This window comes from Streptomyces camelliae, assembly GCF_027625935.1.
GTDB lineage: Bacteria > Actinomycetota > Actinomycetes > Streptomycetales > Streptomycetaceae > Streptomyces > Streptomyces camelliae.
The window spans coordinates 5,214,779-5,231,685 of sequence record NZ_CP115300.1 but is presented as its reverse complement, the minus strand read 5'-3'; the positions used below and the strand labels follow the sequence as shown (position 1 = coordinate 5,231,685).

The following is a 16,907-nucleotide window of genomic DNA, read 5'->3' as shown; positions in this document are numbered from 1 at the left end:
ACGGCGCCGCCCGGCCTACAGGAAGCTGCCGTAGCCGTCCAACGCCCGCAGCACCTCGGCCTCCCCCGCCGACGGCAGCTGGAGCACCACCTCCTCGATGCCCAGCTCGGCGTAGTGGGCGAGCTTGCCGGGGGTCGGCAGGACCGCGTACGGGACGACCTGGAGGGCGGCCGGGTCGCGGCCCGCGTCCGCCCAGGCCGTGCGCAGCGCCGGCAGGGACTCGGTGAGGCCCCGCCCGCCGATCGGCAGCCAGCCGTCGGCGTACTCGGCGATGTGCGCGAACAGCTTCGGCCCGGCCGTCCCGCCGACGAGCGTGCGCGGGCCGGTGACCGGGCCGCGCGGCTTCTGCGCCGGCTTGGGGTGGGCGTCACTGGCCCGGACCGCGCCGAACTCACCCTCGTAGGCGGTGGGTTCCCCGGCCCACAGTGCCTGCATCAGCCGCATCCGGTCCCGGACCAGCTCCCGGCGCGTACGCCACCGCACGCCGTGGTCGGCGGCCTCCTCCACGTTCCAGCCGTAGCCGAGGCCGAGGGTGAAGCGGCCGCCGGAGAGGTGGTCGAGGGTGGCGATCTGCTTGGCGAGGGCGATGGGGTCGTGCTGGGCCACCAGCGTGATACCGGTGCCGAGGCCGAGCCGCTCGGTGACGGCCGCGGCCTGGCCCAGGGCCACGAAGGGGTCCAGCGTGCGGCCGTACTCGCGCGGCAGCTCGCCGCCCGCCGGGTACGGGGTGGTCCGCTCGACCGGGATGTGGGTGTGCTCGGGCAGGTAGAGGCCGGCGTAGCCGCGCTGTTCCAGCTCGCGGGCGAGCCGGACCGGCGTGACGGTCTCATCGGTGAGGAAGATGGTGACGGCGATACGCATGTCCCATCTCTACCGAGCCGAGACCCGCCTGTCCATACCGACCAGTCGGCATTACCCTTCCGTCCATCAACTCCCGCTCGTCAATCGCCTTCCCTTTCACGGGAGTTCACACCCGGACGGAAGAGTGACCACCATGTGTGACGACACGCACGAGCACACTCACGAGCACGCTCCCGAGCACACTCACGGCATCGGCAGACGCGCGCTGTTCGTGACGGGCGCCGCCGCTGCCCTTACGTTGGGAAGCGTGAGCTTCGCAGCGGCGGACGGGCAGGGACAGCAGACGCGGACGGTGCGCGGGACGCTGCCGCCCGGCTCCCCCGACTTCGTGTACGTCCCGGTCGAAGTGCCCGCCGGGGTACGGGAGCTCAGGGTCTCCTACACCTACGACAAGCCGTCCGTCCCGGCCGGGACCCCCGGCAACGCCCTCGACATCGGCCTCTTCGACGACCACGGCACCGAGCTGGGCGGCCGGGGCTTCCGGGGCTGGTCGGGCGGGGCGCGCACCGAGTTCTTCGTGCGGGCCGACGACGCGACCCCCGGGTACATCCCCGGCCCGATGCGGGAGGGCACCTGGTACGTCGTGCTGGGCCCCTACACGGTGGCGCCGCAGGGGCTGATGTACGAGCTGACCATCACGCTGACCTACGGCGACCCCGGCGAGACCCCGAGGCCCGTGTATCCGCCGTCCCGGGCCAAGGGGCGGGGCCGGGACTGGTACCGGGGCGACTGCCACCTGCACTCCTGGTACTCCGACGGCCGCCGCACCCCGGCCGAGATCGCGGCTCTCGCGCGGGCGGCGGGCCTGGACTTCATCAACTCCTCGGACCACAACACCCACTCCGCCCACCCCCACTGGGCGGACCAGGCGGGCGACGACCTGCTGATCATGCTCGGCGAGGAGGTCACCACCCGCAACGGGCACGTGGTGGCGCTCGGCACCGAGCCCGGCACGTTCGTGGACTGGCGGTACCGGGCCCGGGACAACCGCTGGGCCCGCTTCGCGCGGGACATCCGGCGGGCGGGCGGCCTGGTGGTCCCCGCCCATCCGCACGCCACCTGTGTCGGCTGCGGCTGGAAGTTCGGCTTCGGCGAGGCGGACGCCGTGGAGGTGTGGAACGGCCCGTACACCCCGGACGACGAGGTGACCCTGGCCGACTGGGACAACCAGCTGGTCGCCTCCGTGCGGCAGGGGCGGGCCTGGCTCCCGGCGATGGGCAACAGCGACGCCCACCGCGACCCGGACGCGGTCGGCAGCCCCCAGACGGTCGTCCTCGCCGACGACCTGACCCGGGAGGCGATCCAGGAGGGCATCCGCGCCGGACGCTCGTACATCGCCGAGTCGAAGAACGTCACCCTCGCCTTCACGGCGACGGGCGGGCGCGGGCAGCAGGCGGGCATCGGGGAGCGGCTGGCGGTGGCCGCCGACACCCCGGTGACCGTACGGCTGGAGGTCTCGGGCGCGCCGCGCTGCTCGGTGCGGTTCGTCACCGACCAGGGGGTGCTGTTCACCAGCGATCCGCTGCCGGTGGCGGGCACGGGCACGGTCGAGTGGCGTACGACGCCCTCCTACGCGGCGTACGTGCGGGCCGAGGTGCGGCACGAGACGGCGGCCGGGCCGGTGCCGGGGGCGCTGGCCGCGTTCACCAACCCGGTCTTCCTCGGGGCGGCCGGTGCGGTCAGCGACGGACGGACCGCCGCAGGGCGATGATCTCGGCGACCGCGTCCAGCCAGCGGGCGGCGCGGATCTCGGCCTCGGGGGTGGTGGCGGTCTGCGCGGCGCCGGTCAGCCAGTCGCGCAAGCGCTCGGCCGGCTCCGGGGCCGGCAGCGGCTCGGGCAGCCCGGCCGCGTAGGCCAGGCCGCCTGACCGGACGATCTCGGCGAGGAACGTCAGCGAGCGCGGCAGCACACCGAGCCGGTCGAGGGTGACGGCGGCCGCCACGGCGCCGTCACCGAACAGCGCGGTGCGCAAGGCGTCCTGGGTCAGGCCGTAGCGCAGCAGCATGGCGACGTCGGTGGCGGCCAGGACCTCGTCGTCGCTGCGGCTGTCGCTGTCGGGTGCTGGGGGCATGAGGGCCTCGGTTCCGGTCACTGATTCAGCGGACGGTGATCGTGAAGACGTAGTAGCCGGCCTGGGCGCGCGGGCGGGCGGTCAGGGTGGGGTACGGCGACGGGGACGCGGAGGGCTTGCCCGTACACGCGTCCATGGGGCAGTACAGCAGCCGTACCGTCGCCGTGCCCTTCGCCAGGGCGGTGAAGCCGAAGGACTGGGTGCCGTCGGTGCTGCCGTCGACGTCCTTGCCGGCGCTGCCGTAGTCCGCCCGTTTGCCCTGGTACTTCAGCACGGTGGCGTCCGGTCCCGGCTTGGCGAGGTACCAGTTCTGGCCCAGGGTCGGAGCCGCCGGCACGGTGAGCGAGAACCGCTCGCCCGGCGCGACGGCGAGGGTCCGGTGCTCGGTGCCGTACGCGGGGGTGGCGGGAGTCGCCGAGGCGCTGGGGGTCGCCGATGAGCTCGGGGTTCCGGTCCCGCCGCTCGTGCCGCAGCCGGTGAGGGCGAGCAGGCAGAGGAGGGCGGCCGGGGCGAGGAGAGGTGCACGTGAAGTCATCGCTGGTTTCCGTCAGTCCTGGGGCAGGTGGACCTCGTAGGCGTCGGGCAGCTCGTTGTCGCTGGCCTTCGCCATGCCTCCGTTGACGAAGTCGTTCTCGCTGACCCAGGTGGTCTTGCCCCACGGGTTGTAGATCTCCAGCTTGTCACCCTCCTGGCCGATGATCATCATGGCGTGCCCGACCCGGTTGCCCTTCTCGTCGTGGCCCTGGACGCCGATGGGCACCGGCTTGCCGTCCGCCACCGCCTTCTCGATGTCCGGCAGGACATCGCGCCGGGCGTTCGCGTCCGGAACCTCGTGCATCTCGTACGTGCTGCCGGTCTCCGGGCTGATCTCCTTGTTGACGACCTCGGTCTTGCCCTGCAGGCCCATGCCGTTCCAGTTGGCGCCGCCGTGCCCCTCCTCGTGCACCCGGTGCTGTTCGGCGATCAGGCGCTGCCGGAAGGCCTCCGCGGAGTCCTCCTGGCCGCTGGGTCCGCCGGTGAGGGAGAGGGCGTAGACGGGGTCGACCAGGGCGCGTGCGGTGACCGTGGAGGAGGCGACACAGGTGCCCTCCTGGCCGTCGCCGCCCTGTGCCCAGTTCTGGCCCTGGAAGTCCTGGAGCTGGGTGTTCATGTTGGCACCGCTGATCGGGTTCGTCCCCTCGTCCTTGAGGCTGTCGCCGTCGGTGACGATCGGGGTGAGATGCCGTTGCAGCCAGGCCGGGTCCTTGCCGTGGATCTTGCCGTCGAAGGTCTGGATGTCGTCGACGCTGTGGCCCGCGGCGAGGGCCTTCATCAGGTACGCCTTCTCCTGCGGCGTCTTGGCGCCCGCGAGGAGCTGATCCATCCGGGCCCGGTCGGCGGGCGAGAGCTGGTCCATGGCCCGGCCGGAGCGTTCCAGGTCGTTCGCGGTGAGGATCTCGTTGAGGTCGGCCGCGCCGTCCTTGCCGCTGGTGTCGGCGAGCATCAGCCGGTCCACCGCGGAAAGCCGGCCGGTGTGCATCTTGCCTGCGCGGGCCTCGGCCGCCCACTTGTTCAGGTCGCGAGCGGCGGCGCGTACGGCGTCGTCGGCGGTGACGGCCGCCTTGTGCATGAGGTCGACCCCGTCGGTGGCCAGGGCCCGCCCCGCGTCGAGGGTCGCCTTCTTCTCCGCGTCGCTCTCGAACACGTCACCGAGGTTGAAGACGCTGTCCTTCGGGCCGAGCCGCTGCTTGGCCTGCGCCATCTTGGCGCGCCCGTCGGCGTCCTGCCGCTGCGCGGTGCCGAGCGCGTCGGCCAGCGCGTGCAGTGCCCTGGCGCCGCCCTGGAAGGCGTCGGCCATCTTGGTCGCGGCGCGGGCTGCGGCGGCCACGCCGTCGGAGGCGAGGACGCTGGTGTCGCCGACCCAGACCTCCGGCAGGCCCTTCTTCGCCACCTTGTCCGTACGGTCGTGCAGCTCACCGGCCTTGTCGACCTGGCCCCGGTAGCGCTTGCCCAGCGCTTCGAGGGTGGCCGTGTCACCGACGGGCGCGGAGACGAACAGGGCGTTGTCGATCTGGTCCAGCAGGTCGTTCTTGTCCGCGGCCTTGGGAATGCTCACGGCGAGGTCGGCCAGCCAGTCACGGCGGCCGGCCGGGGTGCCGAGGGCACCGAAGGGGTCCGGGAGGCCCAGAAGTCCGGTCATCGCCCCGCCCTCAGTACGTGGTGAGGGCCGACGGGCGGTCGGCGTGCACGGGCATGGTGGTGACGGGGCCGCCGCCGTCGGGCGCCGGCATGGTGGTGGGGTCCGGGCCGGTGGCGGGCGTCGGCATGGTGGTGACGTACGCGTTTCCGACCGGGGTCGGCATGGTGGTGACGTAGGAGCTTCCGGCCGGTGTCGGCATGGTGGTGACCCCGTTGCCGAGGCCGGCCGCGTCGGTGGTCACGGCCGCGGCGCGCGTCGCCACCGCGTGGTCGCCGCCCGCGTAGGCGCCCTTGGCGAGGCGGACCTTGCCGGCGAGTTCGTGCAGCGCCGACTCCAGGGTGGCCGCGTCGTCCACCCAGGCGGCGGCGAAGGCGTTGAACGCCGCACCGGCCTCGGGGCCGCCGAGGGCGTCCTCCGTGTAACACATGGTGGGCTGGATGGCCTGGTGTATGTGCCCGGCGTCGTCGCCGGCCCCGTCCAGCTCGTTCGCCTGTCCGGACATGCCGGACCTCACCGTGTAGCCGTCCGACGACCCGCCCATCCCGCTCCCCCGTTGCGTAGCTCACGACCGCAGGGGAGGCTAACACGCGGCAGTTGTAGGAACGTCCAGGCATCACACGCCCCGCACGGGGCCGACACACCATCCCCCTTCCGGTGTGTCAGGAGACCAGGAGAGCGACAGACATGTCAGGCAGCAGCGACCTCAAGCACCGCCTCGTGACCGCCTTCCAGCGGCACCTCGCCAATCCGCTCAACCGGCGGCTGCCGTTCCAGATCCTCCTGGAGACCACCGGCCGCACCTCGGGCCTGCCCCGGCAGACCCCGGTCGGCGGCCGCCGGGTCGGCGGGTCCTTCTGGCTGGTCTCCGAGTTCGGCCACAAGTCGCAGTACGTCCGCAACATCCAGGCCGACCCCCGCGTCCGTGTCCGCATCGCCGGCCGCTGGCATCACGGCACCGCCCACCTCCTCCCCGACGACGACCCCGTGACCCGCTTGCGTGCCCTGCCCCGCTTCAACAGCGCGGCGGTACGGGCGTTCGGCACGGATCTGCTGACGGTGCGGGTGGATCTGGAGGACTGAGGGCTGAGGACCGGGGACCGGGGACCGGGGACCGGGAGCTGAGGGCTGGGGACCGGGGACCGGGAGCTGAGGGCTGGGACTGGGAGCTGAGGGCTGAGCGGGCCGAGGAGGGCCGGCCCCTCACCCCGGCCACACGATGGCCTGCACCTCGCTGTAGGCGTGCAGGGCGTACGAGCCCACGTCCCGGCCCACCCCGCTCCTCTTGAACCCGCCGAACGGGGCCTCCATGTTCCGCCCCACCGTGTTGATGCCGACCCCGCCCGCGCGCAGCCGCCGGGCCACCCGGAAGGCCCTGGCCACGTCGGCAGACCAGACGTAGTCGATCAGGCCGTAGTCGGAGTCGTCGGCGAGGGCGATCCCTTCCTCCTCGTCGTCGAAGGGGACGACCACGACGACCGGCCCGAAGATCTCCTCCCGGGCCACCCGCATGTCGTTGGCGCAGTCGGCGAGCAGGGTCGGGGCGACGTAGAACCCCCGCTCCAGCGGCGGACGTTCACCGCCGGTGACGACCGTCGCGCCCTCCTTGCGGCCCAGTTCGACGTACGACTCGACCCGCGCCCGGTGCTCCGCCGAGATCACCGGCCCGACCACCGTGTCCGGGGCGGACGGATCGCCGACCTTCAACCGGCGGGCGTATCTGGCCAGTTGCTCGACCAGGCGGTCGTACACGGCCCGCTGCGCCAGCACCCGCGTCGGTGCCGTGCAGATCTGCCCGCTGTAGAAGGAGAAGGTCGTGCCGATGCCGGCGACGGCGGAGGCCAGGTCGGCGTCGTCGAAGACGAGCGCAGCCCCCTTGCCGCCCAGCTCCATCAGCTGGCGTTTCATGTCCCGCCCGCACACCTCGGCGATACGCCGGCCGACGGCCGTGGACCCGGTGAAGCTCACCATGTCCACGTCCGCGCTGGCGACGACCGCCTCGCCCACGCCGACGTCCCGCCCCGAGACCACGTTCACCACGCCCGGCGGCACCCCGGCCTCCTCCAGCGCCTCGGCCATCCGGTAGACGGACAGCGGATCCTGCGGGGCCGGTTTCACCACCACCGTGTTGCCCATGGCCAGCGCCGGGGCGATCTTGCCCGCCGGGTTGGCCCACGGGTTGTTGTAGGACGTGATGCAGGCGACGACGCCGACGGGCTGCCGTACCGCCAGGGCGCCCATCACGCCCGCCCTGCCCATCGGCCCGGCCTCGTTGATCTGCGGGGCGACCGGCCACTCGGCGGGCTCCACGCTCGCGTACCGGCGGAACCGGGCGGCGGCCACCCCGACCTGCATCGCCCGCGCGGTCGCGGTGGTCGCCCCGGTCTCCGCCCTGGCCAGCTCGGCGTACGGCCCCAGCCGGTCGCGGATGATCCCCGCCGCCCGCGCCAGCACCGCCGCCCGCTCCTCCGGCCGGGTCCGCGACCACACCCCGAACGCCTCCCGGGCCGCCGCGCACGCCGCCCGCGCCTGGTCCGGCGAGGCCTCCGGCGCCCGGCCGACGGTCTCCTCGGTGGCCGGGTCGGTCACCGGATAGTGCCCACCGTCCGGCTCCACCCACCGCCCACCGACGAACAGCCGCTCCGCCCTCACCGGGTGCTCACCGTCCGCGTGTCCCGCCCCGAGCGCAGCACCTTCCCCGGTACGGCCCCGCTGACCCTGTCGTCCCGGATCGCCTCGACCCCGTTGACCCACACGGCCCGCACCCCGATCGCCGCCGAGTCCAGGCGGGGACTGTCCCCCGGCAGGTCGTGCACCAGCCGGGCATGCCCGGCGTCGATCCGCTCCGGGTCGAAGAGGACCAGGTCCGCGTGCCAGCCCTCCCGGATCCGGCCCCGCTCCCGCAGGCCGAAGAGCCGCGCCGGATCGTCGGTGAGCATCTTCACGGCCTGCTCCAGCCCGACCAGCTTCCGCCCGCGCAGACAGTCCCCGAGGAACCGGGTGGTGTACGGCGCCCCGCACATCCGGTCCAGGTGCGCCCCGGCGTCGGACCCGCCGAGCAGCACGTCCTCGTGCCGCCAGGTCTCCGCGCGCAGCGCCCAGGAGCCGGGGTCGTTGTCGGTCGGCATGGGCCACAGCACCGTACGCAGCTCGTCGTTGGCGCAGATCTCCACGAGGCAGGTGAAGGGGTCCTGGCCGCGTTCGGCCGCGATGTCCCGTACGACCCGGCCGGTGAGCCCCTGGTTGGCGGCGCTGTAGGTGTCCCCGATGACGTACCGCCCGAAGTTCGCCAGCCGCCGGAAGACGCCCGCCTCCTTGGACCGGGCCCGGCGCAGCAGCTCCGCCCGCACGGCCGGGTCCCGCAGCCGGGCGATCCGCTCCGGCACCGGCAGCCCGAGGACCGGTCCCCAGCCGGGGATGAGGTTGAGGGCGCAGAAGGTGCCGAGGGACATGTTCATCGGGGTGAGGATCGGCATGGTGAGCGCCACCACCCGGCCGCCGGCCTTCCGGGCCCGCTCGCTCGCGCTCAGCTGCCGGGGCACCCGCTCCGGGACGGCCGCGTCGACGGTGAGCACGTTCCAGTTGAGCGGCCGCCCGGCGACCGCGCTCATCTCCACCAGCAGGTCGATCTCGTCGTCGCTGAACTGGTCCAGGCACCCGGCGACGATCGCTTCGACCTGCGTCCCCTCGTGCTGCCCGACCGCCTCGGCCAGGGCGAGCAGTTCGGCGGGCCGGGCATGCCGAGAGGCGACCGGCTGTCCGTCGCCGTCGGAGTGGGTGCTGGACTGGGTGGTGGACAGGCCCCAGGCACCGGCGTCCATGGCCTCGTGCAACAGCCGTACGATCTCGGTGAGTTGCTCCTCGTCGGGCTGCCCGCCGACGGCCTCCGGCCCCATCACGTACCGGCGCAGCGCGCAATGCCCAACCATGAAACCGGCGTTGACGGCGATCCGCCCGTCGAGGGCGTCCAGATACTCCCCGAAGGAGCTCCAGTTCCAGGGCGCCCCCTCCTCCAGCGCGACCAGGGACATCCCCTCGACCTTGGACATCATGCGGCGCGTGTAGTCGGCGTCCTCGGGGCGGGCGGGGTTCAGGGGCGCGAGGGTGAACCCGCAGTTCCCGGCGGCGACGGTCGTCACCCCGTGGTTGAGGGAGGGCGTGGCGTACGGATCCCAGAAGAGCTGGGCGTCGTAGTGGGTGTGGGGGTCGACGAAGCCGGGGGCGAGGACGAGGCCGTGTGCGTCTTCGGTGGTGCGGCTGTCCTCGGTGACCTTGCCGACGGCGGCGATACGGCCGTCCCGGATGCCGACGTCGGCGGTGTACGCGGGTGCACCCGTCCCGTCCACGACGGTGGCGCCCTTGACGAGGTGGTCCAGCATGCCCGGGGCCCCCTCAGACGGCCTGGCGGAATCGCGACGTCCGATGCACCGGATCCGTGTCGATCTTCGGAATCACATGCTCCCCGATCAGCCGGATCGTCTGCAGCGTCTCCTCCTTCGGCACGCCCACCGGCAGCCCGAAGCTCAGCTGGTCGGCGCCCGCCTGCTCCCACCGCTTGCACTGGCGCAGCACCTCGTCCGGGTCCCCGCAGATCAGCAGCTCCTCCTCGACGAGCAGCTCCACGAACTCCGGGGTGTACTCGGGCAGCGTCTCCGGCCAGACCGGGAAGCCCTCCGGGCGGGGGAACGTGTCGTGGTAGCGGAAGACCAGCGAGGGCAGATAGTGCAGCCCGCCGCCCACCGCGATCCGGATCGCCTCGTCGTGCGTCGGCGCGCAGATCGCGGTCGTCGTCACCATCACGTTGTCGTTGACGAAGTCCCCGACGGGTTCCGCGTTCACGACCGCCGTCTTGTACTGCTCCAGCACCCACTCCATGTCGGAGACCTTCTGGATGCTGAAGCCGAGCACGCCGAGCCCCTTCTTCGCGGCCATGGCGTACGACGCCGGCGACCCGGCCGCGTACCACATCGCCGGGTGGGACTTCCCGTAGGGCTTCGGCAGGACCTTCCTCGGCGGGAGCTGCCAGTGCTTGCCCTGGAAGCCCGCGTACTCGTCCTGGAGCCACATCTTCGGGAACTCGGCGATCGTCTCCTCCCAGATCTCCTTCGTGTAGTTCATGTCGGTCACACCCGGTATGAACCCGAGGATCTCGTGCGACCCTGCACCCCGCCCGCTGCCGAACTCGAAGCGGCCCTCGCTGAGGTGGTCCAGCATGGCGACCTTCTCGGCGACCTTGACCGGGTGGTTGACCTGGGCGAGCGGGTTGAAGATGCCCGAGCCCAGGTGGATGCGGTCGGTCGCGTGCGCCAGGTAGCCCAGGAACACGTCGTTGGCGGACAGGTGCGAGTACTCCTCCAGGAAGTGGTGCTCGGAGGCCCAGGCGTACTTGAAGCCGGACTTGTCCGCCTGGATGACGTACTCGGTCTCCTCCATCAGTGCCTTGTGCTCGGCGAGCGGGTCGGTCTCGGCGCGCTTGCCCACGTATCCCTGTACAAAGAGCCCGAATTCCACGGCGGTTCACCGTCCCAGTCCAGGTGATCACTGCGAGTCCTGCGAGTTCCTAAGACTTTCTGACGCTTCGTCAGATTCGTCAATAGCTGACGGACAGTCAGATGACGCTGACCCCCGCCAGCCAGCCCCCGTCGATGACGAACGGCTGCCCGGTGATGTACGAGGAGTCGTCGCAGGTGAGGAACAGCGCCAGCCGGGCGACCTCCTCCGCCCGCCCGATCCGCCCGAGCGGCACGAGCTTGCGGTAGAGCTCGTCGAGGGCCCTGGTCATCTCCGCCGGGTCCGCGTCCGGATCCAGCCGGGACGGGTTGGACATCGCCGTGTCGACCGCGCCCGGACACATGGCGTTGACCCGAATCCCCCGGGGCGCCAGCTCCAGGGCGGCGACCCGCGTGAGGCCGAGGATCGCGTGCTTGGTCGCCGCGTACGTCCCGACCGCCGCCATCCCGGTCAGCGCCGTGTACGAGGCGGTGTTGACGATGGTGCCCCCGTCGGACAGCTCCGGCGCCACGGTCCTGATCCCGAGGAAGCAGCCGACCTGGTTCACCTGCACGACCTGCATGAACTCGTCCAGCGGGGTGTCCACGAGGGCGTTGAAGCGCAGGATCCCCGCGTTGTTGACCAGCCCGTCGACCCCGCCGTACGCCTGCTTCACGGCCGCCACCGCGGCCACCCAGTCCGCCTCCCGGCTCACGTCCAGGTGGACGTACAGCGCCCCCAGCTCACCGGCCAGCGCCTCCCCCTGCTCGTCCAGCACATCCGCCACGACGACTTTCGCGCCCTCGGCCGCGAACAGCCGCGCCTCCTGCTCGCCCTGCCCGCGCGCCGCCCCGGTGACGATGACGACCCGCCCGTCCAGCTTGCCCATGCGCACTCCTCAGCTCAACCGGGGCGCGACCTCCGCCCCGAACGCTTCGATCTGCTCGATGAGTTCGCTACGGCTCCGGCTGCGGAACCGCACCTGGATCTGATCCACGCCCATCGCCCGGTACGCCCGCAGCGACGCGGCGATCTCCTCCGGCGCCCCGGTCAGGGTCCGCCGCCCGACCTCCCAGCCGGCCCGCCCGACGTACAGCGGCTCGGTGACGGCCCCGACCGTGAACGGCCCCACCGGCCCCCGATCCGCGCGCAGGCGCCGTATCCGGTCGATCTGCGCGGGCAGCCGCTCCCGTGGGTCCCCCTGCGGCAGCCAGCCGTCGCCCTTCAGCGCGGCCCGGCGTACGGCGGCGGGCGAGGAGCCGCCCACCCAGAGCGGGACGTGCGGCTGGGCGGGCCGGGGCCGCTGGCCGAGGCCGGCGAAGTCGTAGAGCTTGCCGTGGTGCTCGGGGAACTCCTCCGGCCCGAGGGCGGCGCGCAGGGCGTCGATGCTCTCGTCCAGCACGGCTCCCCGCCGCTCGAAGTCGGCCCCGACCGCCTCGAACTCCTCCCGCACATGCCCGGCGCCCACCCCGAGGATCAGCCGCCCGCCGGAGAGGTGATCGAGGGTGGCGTACTGCTTGGCGGTGAGGAGCGGATGCCGGAGCCCCACGACGGCCACATGGCTGAGCAGGCGCACCCGCTCGGTCACGGCGGCGAGGTGGGCGAGGGTGGCGACGGGGTCGTACCAGACCGTGCTCATGGCCGGGGCCAGCCGGCGCGGAATGGCCACATGATCGCAGACGGCGAGGTACGCGAACCCGGCCCGGTCCACGGCCCGCGCCACCGCCACCAGATCCTCCGGCCCGGCTTCCGTCTCCCAGCGCTCGGTGTAGAGGGTGCTCTGGGACTGGACGGGAAGCTGGATGCCGTAGGCCAGGGCCGGGGCACTCACCGCCAGAGTCCTTCGGGGGTGAGCCCCAGCAGCTCGATGGCGTTGCCGCGCACGATCCGCTCGACCACATCGGCCGGCAGATGCCCCATCTGCGCCTCGCCGACCTCGCGGGACTTGGGCCAGGTGGAGTCGGAGTGCGGGTAGTCCGTCTCGTACAGGACGTTGCCGACGCCGATGGAGTCCAGATTGCGCAGCCCGAAGGCGTCGTCGAAGAAGCAGCCGTAGACGTGCCCGGCGAAGGTCTCGGACGGCGGTCGGGTGACCTTGCCGGCGACCCCGCCCCACCCCCGGTTCTCCTCCCACACCACATCGGCGCGCTCAAGGATGTACGGGATCCACCCGATCTGCCCTTCCGCGTACATGACCTTGAGGTTCGGGAAGCGCTCGAACTTGCCGCTCATCAGCCAGTCCACCATCGAGAAGCAGCAGTTGGCGAAGGTGATGGTGGAGCCGACGGCGGGCGGGGCGTCGGCGGAGGTGGAGGGCATACGGCTGCTGGAGCCGATGTGCATGGCGATGACCGTGCCGGTCTCGTCGCACGCGGCGAAGAAGGGGTCCCAGTCGTCGCCGTGGACGGACGGCAGGCCCAGGTGCGGGGGCATCTCGGAGAAGGCGACGGCCCGCACCCCGCGGGCCGCGTTGCGCCGGACCTCCTCGGCGGCGAGGCGGGCGTCCCACAGGGGTATGAGGGTGAGCGGTATGAGCCGCCCGTGCGCGTCCGGGCCGCACCACTCCTCCACCATCCAGTCGTTGTAGGCGCGCACGCACAGCAGGCCGAGCTCCTTGTCGGCGGCCTCGGTGAAGGTCTGCCCGCAGAAGCGGGGGAAGGTGGGGAAGCAGACGGCCGACTGGACGTGGTTGACGTCCATGTCGGCGAGCCGGGCGGGCACGTCGTACGACCCGGCCCGCATCTGCTCGTACGTGATGACTTCGAGCCTGACCTCGTCCCTGTCGTACCCGACGGCGGTGTCGAGACGGGTGAGGGGCCGCCGGAGGTCTTCGTAGACCCACCAGTCGCCGACGGGCCCGTCGTCACTGCCCGGCCGGCCCATGACGGGCTTGAACCGTCCGCCGAGGAAGGTCATCTCCTTCAGCGGCGCGCGCACGATACGAGGCCCGACGTCCAGGTACTTCTTCGGCAGCCGCTCCTGCCAGACGGTGGCGGGCTCCACGGTGTGGTCGTCGACGGAGATGATCAGCGGGAACTGTGTGGTCTCCATGGGCCTCACGGTAGCGCCGATCTGACGGTCCGTCAGCTATCGGGGTCGTGATCCGTTCCGGTCCCCTCTGTGCGAACGTGTGCGAAGACCGTGTGAGGGCCTTGTGTGCTCAGGTGTGCCGGTCTGTGATCGGCGTCTCCCACGGCTGACGCAACCGCCCGGAACAAGGCAAACTGACGGGGTTGTTCGTGATGCCGAGGGGGACGAACGCATGGACGGTGGGCCGCGAGTGCCTGAGCAGCGGCGTCCCGGATCCGTGACCGTCACGGAGCCGGAGGCGCTGCGGTTCGGCGTGCTCGGTCCGGTGCGGGCCTGGCGCGGCACCGAGCCGCTGAGCACGGGCTCCCCGCAGCAGCGCGCCCTGCTGGCCGCCCTGCTGCTGCGCGCGGGCCGTACGGCGACGGCGGCGGAGCTCATCGACGCGCTCTGGGGCGACGAGCCCCCGTCGCAGGCGCTGGCGGCCGTGCGTACGTACGCCTCGCGCCTGCGGAAGATCCTCGACCCCGGCGTGCTGGTCAGCGAGTCCGGCGGCTATGCGATCCGGGGCCTCGGCGAGGGCGCCCTGGACCTGGCCGAGGCCCAGGAGCTGGCGGCGCAGGCGGAGAAGGCGCGGGCGGCCGGCGATCTGTGCCGGTCCCGCGAGCTGCTGAACGAGGCCCTGGGCAGGTGGGACGGCGAACCGCTGGCCGGCGTCCCCGGCCCGTACGCCGAGACCCAGCGGGTCCGCCTGGAGGAGTGGCGCCTGGGCCTCCTCGAATCCCGCCTGGACATGGACCTGGAGCAGGGCTGCCACGCGGAGGCTGTCTCGGAGCTGACGGCGCTGACCGCGGCCCACCCCCTCCGGGAGCGCCTGCGCGAGCTGCTGATGCTCGCCCTGTACCGCAGCGGCCGGCAGGCGGAGGCCCTGGCGGTCTACGCCGACACCCGCCGCCTGCTGTCGGAGGAGCTGGGCGTGGACCCGCGGGCGGGACTGCGGGAGTTGCAGCAAAGGATTTTGCAGGCGGACCCGGCGCTGGCGGAACCGTCGTCACCCGCCACGGAACCGGCCGTCGTACCGGTGCGCCCGGCCCAGCTCCCGGCGTCGGTCCCGGACTTCACGGGGCGGTCGTCCTTCGTGGCCGAGCTGAGCGAGGTGCTGGCGTCGGCATCGGAGTCCCGGGACTGCGGGGGCCGCGTGATGGCGGTGTCGGCGCTGGCGGGCATCGGCGGGGTGGGCAAGACGACCCTGGCGGTGCATGTGGCCCACCGGGCGCGGGGTGCCTTCCCGGACGGCCAGCTGTACGTCGACCTCCAGGGCGCGGGCCCACGTCCGGCGGAACCGGAGACGGTACTGGGCTCCTTTCTGCGGGCTCTGGGCACGGCGGACTCGGCGATCCCGGACTCCCTGGAGGAGCGCGCGGCCCTGTACCGCTCGGTGCTGGACGGCCGCCGGGTCCTGGTCCTGCTGGACAACGCGAAGGACGCGGCCCAGGTACGCCCGCTCCTGCCGGGCACGGAGGGCTGCGCGGCCCTGGTGACGTCCCGCGTCCGCATGGTGGATCTGGCGGGCGCCCACCTGGTGGACCTGGACGTGATGTCCCCGGACGAGGCGCTGGCGCTGTTCACGAGGATCGTGGGCGAGGAGCGGGTGGCGGCGGAGCGGGAGGCCGCGCTGGACGTGGTGGCGGCGTGCGGCTTCCTCCCGCTGGCGATCCGCATCGCCGCCTCCCGCCTGGCGGCCCGCCGCACGTGGACGGTCTCGGTCCTGGCGGCCAAGCTGGCGGACGAGCGCCGCCGGCTGGACGAGCTCCAGGCCGGTGACCTGGCGGTGAAGGCGACCTTCGAGCTCGGGTACGGGCAGCTGGAGCCGGCCCAGGCCCGGGCGTTCCGGTTGCTGGGACTGGCCGACGGCCCGGACATCTCGCTGGCGGCTGCGGCGGCGGTCCTCGATCTGCCCGTGGAGGACACCGAGGACCTGCTGGAGTCCCTGGTGGACACGTCCCTGCTGGAGTCGGCGGCGCCTGGACGGTACCGCTTCCATGACCTGGTCCGGCTGTACGCGCGGGCTTGCGCGGAGAGGGACGAGCAGCCGCCGGGTGAGCGGGAGGCGGCGATGTCGAGGCTGCTGGACTTTTATCTGGGGACGGCGGCGCAGGTGTATGCGATGGAGCGGCCGGGGGATCGGGTCGTGGACCATCTGCAGCCGACCGAGTATCCGGGGCTGAGATTCGAGGACCGGCGGCACGCCCAGGACTGGCTGTACGCGGAGGCCGTGTCCCTGCTCGCGTGTGTGCGCCAGTTCACGGGCCCGGGGACCCTGCCGCGCGCCATCGACCTGCTGTGGACCGCCGTCGACCTGACCGAGTCCGGCGCCAACTCACGGGAGTACGACGCCGCCGCACTCGCCCTCCGCAACGCGGCACGGGCATGCGGGGACAAGCGGGCCCAGGTGCGGGCCGCGGTCGTCCTGGCCAACGCCCACCAGCTGTCGGGGCGTTTCACCGAGGCGGACGAGTCGGCCCGGGAGTCGCTGCTCCTGGGGGATCCCTCCTGCGATCCCCTGGCCCGCTGCTGGGCGGCGAACATCCGTGGCGCCATGGCCTTCTACCAGCGCCGCTACGCCGACGCCGAAGAACACCTCAAGCAAGCTCTCGCGGACTTCCGGGACTGCGGCGACCGCGCCGGGGAAGCCAGCGTCCTGTGCAACCTGTCCCGCATCCACGTCGTCACGGGACGTCCGCAGAGCGCCGTCGAACTGGCCCAGCAGGGCGTCGACATGTACGAGGGCCTGGGGCACGCCGTGAAGACCGCCAACGGGCGCTACGCCCTGGGGATGGCCCTCACCCAGAACGGCCTGCCCGCCGAGGCCGCCGAGCGGCTGCACGAGGCGCTGGCGGTCTTCCGGGAGAGCCGTCAGCGGTTGTGGGAGGGGATGACACTGTTCCGGCTCGCCGAACTGGATCTGACGGCCGGTCGGCACGCCCAGGCCTCGGTCAGCGCCGAGGCCGCGCTGACCGTGCTCCGTGGGATCGGCGGCGAATGGCGGCGCGGGAACGTCCTCACCGTGCTCGGCCGGGCGCTCGCCGGCATCGGGCAGTCCGGACGGGCCCAGGTGTGCTGGCAGGAGGCCTTGTCCATCTACGAGTCGCTCCAGTCGCCGGAGGCCGAGACCGTCCGTGCGCTGCTGGCGCCGACCGCGGCGGCCTGAGCCGGCGCGGACGTTCATCGTTCGTTTATCGCCGCACGGCAGTCTCGTCCTGTCGATCCGTCGCGTCGGG

General features: G+C 72.5%; 14 protein-coding genes. 3 read left to right on the top strand and 11 right to left on the bottom strand.

Translation table 11 applies throughout. The features are described 5' to 3' along the window. Window positions 1-15: 15 nt before the first annotated feature. Window positions 16-861 (bottom strand): LLM class F420-dependent oxidoreductase, encoded by an 846-nt coding sequence (locus tag O1G22_RS23930; RefSeq protein ID WP_270083192.1) that lies wholly within the window; start codon window positions 859-861, stop codon window positions 16-18. 133 nt (window positions 862-994) lie between these two features. On the opposite strand from O1G22_RS23930, the gene O1G22_RS23925 reads away from it, so the two are divergent. Continuing rightward, window positions 995-2,572, top strand: a complete 1,578-nt coding sequence (locus tag O1G22_RS23925; protein ID WP_270083191.1) for a CehA/McbA family metallohydrolase — start codon at window positions 995-997, stop codon at window positions 2,570-2,572. Here O1G22_RS23925 and O1G22_RS23920 read toward each other — a convergent pair. Genes O1G22_RS23920 through O1G22_RS23905 form a run of 4 tightly spaced genes read right to left on the bottom strand, consistent with a single transcriptional unit; the run spans window position 2,541 to window position 5,614 of the window. Then, window positions 2,541-2,933: a hypothetical protein gene (locus tag O1G22_RS23920; RefSeq protein ID WP_270083190.1), complete on the bottom strand. Its 393-nt coding sequence runs from the start codon at window positions 2,931-2,933 to the stop codon at window positions 2,541-2,543. The two genes, O1G22_RS23925 and O1G22_RS23920, sit on opposite strands and share 32 nt — an antisense overlap. Before the next feature lie 25 nt (window positions 2,934-2,958). Continuing rightward, window positions 2,959-3,468 (bottom strand): protease inhibitor I42 family protein, encoded by a 510-nt coding sequence (locus O1G22_RS23915; protein WP_270083189.1) that lies wholly within the window; start codon window positions 3,466-3,468, stop codon window positions 2,959-2,961. 12 nt (window positions 3,469-3,480) lie between these two features. After that, window positions 3,481-5,112, bottom strand: a complete 1,632-nt coding sequence (locus O1G22_RS23910; protein WP_270083188.1) for a peptidoglycan-binding protein — start codon at window positions 5,110-5,112, stop codon at window positions 3,481-3,483. A gap of 10 nt (window positions 5,113-5,122) precedes the next feature. Next, complete coding sequence (locus O1G22_RS23905; protein WP_270083187.1) at window positions 5,123-5,614, bottom strand: hypothetical protein; 492 nt, start codon at window positions 5,612-5,614, stop codon at window positions 5,123-5,125. Window positions 5,615-5,796: 182 nt separating this feature from the next. Here O1G22_RS23905 and O1G22_RS23900 point away from each other — a divergent pair, with 182 nt between their 5' ends. Continuing rightward, window positions 5,797-6,192 (top strand): nitroreductase family deazaflavin-dependent oxidoreductase, encoded by a 396-nt coding sequence (locus tag O1G22_RS23900; protein ID WP_270083186.1) that lies wholly within the window; start codon window positions 5,797-5,799, stop codon window positions 6,190-6,192. Window positions 6,193-6,312: 120 nt separating this feature from the next. Here O1G22_RS23900 and O1G22_RS23895 read toward each other — a convergent pair whose 3' ends face one another. The 6 genes from O1G22_RS23895 to O1G22_RS23870 all read right to left on the bottom strand — a co-directional run bounded on the left by O1G22_RS23895 (window position 6,313) and on the right by O1G22_RS23870 (window position 13,650). Then, entirely contained in the window at window positions 6,313-7,761 is a 1,449-nt protein-coding gene (locus O1G22_RS23895) for an aldehyde dehydrogenase family protein (RefSeq protein ID WP_270083185.1), read from the bottom strand. Then, entirely contained in the window at window positions 7,758-9,488 is a 1,731-nt protein-coding gene (locus O1G22_RS23890) for an N-acyl-D-amino-acid deacylase family protein (protein WP_270083184.1), read from the bottom strand. Before O1G22_RS23890 ends, O1G22_RS23895 begins: the two co-directional genes overlap by 4 nt. A gap of 13 nt (window positions 9,489-9,501) precedes the next feature. Beyond that, window positions 9,502-10,620, bottom strand: a complete 1,119-nt coding sequence (locus tag O1G22_RS23885; protein WP_333492345.1) for an LLM class flavin-dependent oxidoreductase — start codon at window positions 10,618-10,620, stop codon at window positions 9,502-9,504. A 97-nt stretch (window positions 10,621-10,717) separates the two neighbouring features. After that, a complete protein-coding gene (locus O1G22_RS23880) occupies window positions 10,718-11,488 on the bottom strand; it encodes an SDR family NAD(P)-dependent oxidoreductase (protein WP_270083183.1) in 771 nt (256 codons plus the stop codon). A 9-nt stretch (window positions 11,489-11,497) separates the two neighbouring features. After that, window positions 11,498-12,430: an LLM class F420-dependent oxidoreductase gene (locus O1G22_RS23875; RefSeq protein ID WP_428986394.1), complete on the bottom strand. Its 933-nt coding sequence runs from the start codon at window positions 12,428-12,430 to the stop codon at window positions 11,498-11,500. Beyond that, window positions 12,427-13,650, bottom strand: a complete 1,224-nt coding sequence (locus O1G22_RS23870) for an amidohydrolase family protein (protein WP_270083182.1) — start codon at window positions 13,648-13,650, stop codon at window positions 12,427-12,429. The genes O1G22_RS23875 and O1G22_RS23870 overlap by 4 nt, the downstream gene beginning before the upstream one ends. A gap of 211 nt (window positions 13,651-13,861) precedes the next feature. On the opposite strand from O1G22_RS23870, the gene afsR reads away from it, so the two are divergent. Then, on the top strand, window positions 13,862-16,837 hold the full coding sequence (afsR, locus tag O1G22_RS23865; protein ID WP_270083181.1) for an SARP-family global regulator AfsR: 2,976 nt from the start codon (window positions 13,862-13,864) through the stop codon (window positions 16,835-16,837). The last annotated feature ends 70 nt before the right edge of the window (window positions 16,838-16,907 follow it).

What these genes read in the sequence shown, in the direction of transcription:
- afsR (WP_270083181.1), top strand. Translation starts at nt 13,862, where the DNA reads ATGGACGGTGGGCCGCGAGTGCCTGAGCAGCGGCGTCCCGGATCCGTG.
- O1G22_RS23880 (WP_270083183.1), bottom strand. Translation starts at nt 11,488, where the DNA reads ATGGGCAAGCTGGACGGGCGGGTCGTCATCGTCACCGGGGCGGCGCGC.
- O1G22_RS23905 (WP_270083187.1), bottom strand. Translation starts at nt 5,614, where the DNA reads ATGTCCGGACAGGCGAACGAGCTGGACGGGGCCGGCGACGACGCCGGG.
- O1G22_RS23930 (WP_270083192.1), bottom strand. Translation starts at nt 861, where the DNA reads ATGCGTATCGCCGTCACCATCTTCCTCACCGATGAGACCGTCACGCCG.
- O1G22_RS23910 (WP_270083188.1), bottom strand. Translation starts at nt 5,112, where the DNA reads ATGACCGGACTTCTGGGCCTCCCGGACCCCTTCGGTGCCCTCGGCACC.
- O1G22_RS23870 (WP_270083182.1), bottom strand. Translation starts at nt 13,650, where the DNA reads ATGGAGACCACACAGTTCCCGCTGATCATCTCCGTCGACGACCACACC.
- O1G22_RS23925 (WP_270083191.1), top strand. Translation starts at nt 995, where the DNA reads ATGTGTGACGACACGCACGAGCACACTCACGAGCACGCTCCCGAGCAC.
- O1G22_RS23915 (WP_270083189.1), bottom strand. Translation starts at nt 3,468, where the DNA reads ATGACTTCACGTGCACCTCTCCTCGCCCCGGCCGCCCTCCTCTGCCTG.
- O1G22_RS23920 (WP_270083190.1), bottom strand. Translation starts at nt 2,933, where the DNA reads ATGCCCCCAGCACCCGACAGCGACAGCCGCAGCGACGACGAGGTCCTG.
- O1G22_RS23900 (WP_270083186.1), top strand. Translation starts at nt 5,797, where the DNA reads ATGTCAGGCAGCAGCGACCTCAAGCACCGCCTCGTGACCGCCTTCCAG.
- O1G22_RS23890 (WP_270083184.1), bottom strand. Translation starts at nt 9,488, where the DNA reads ATGCTGGACCACCTCGTCAAGGGCGCCACCGTCGTGGACGGGACGGGT.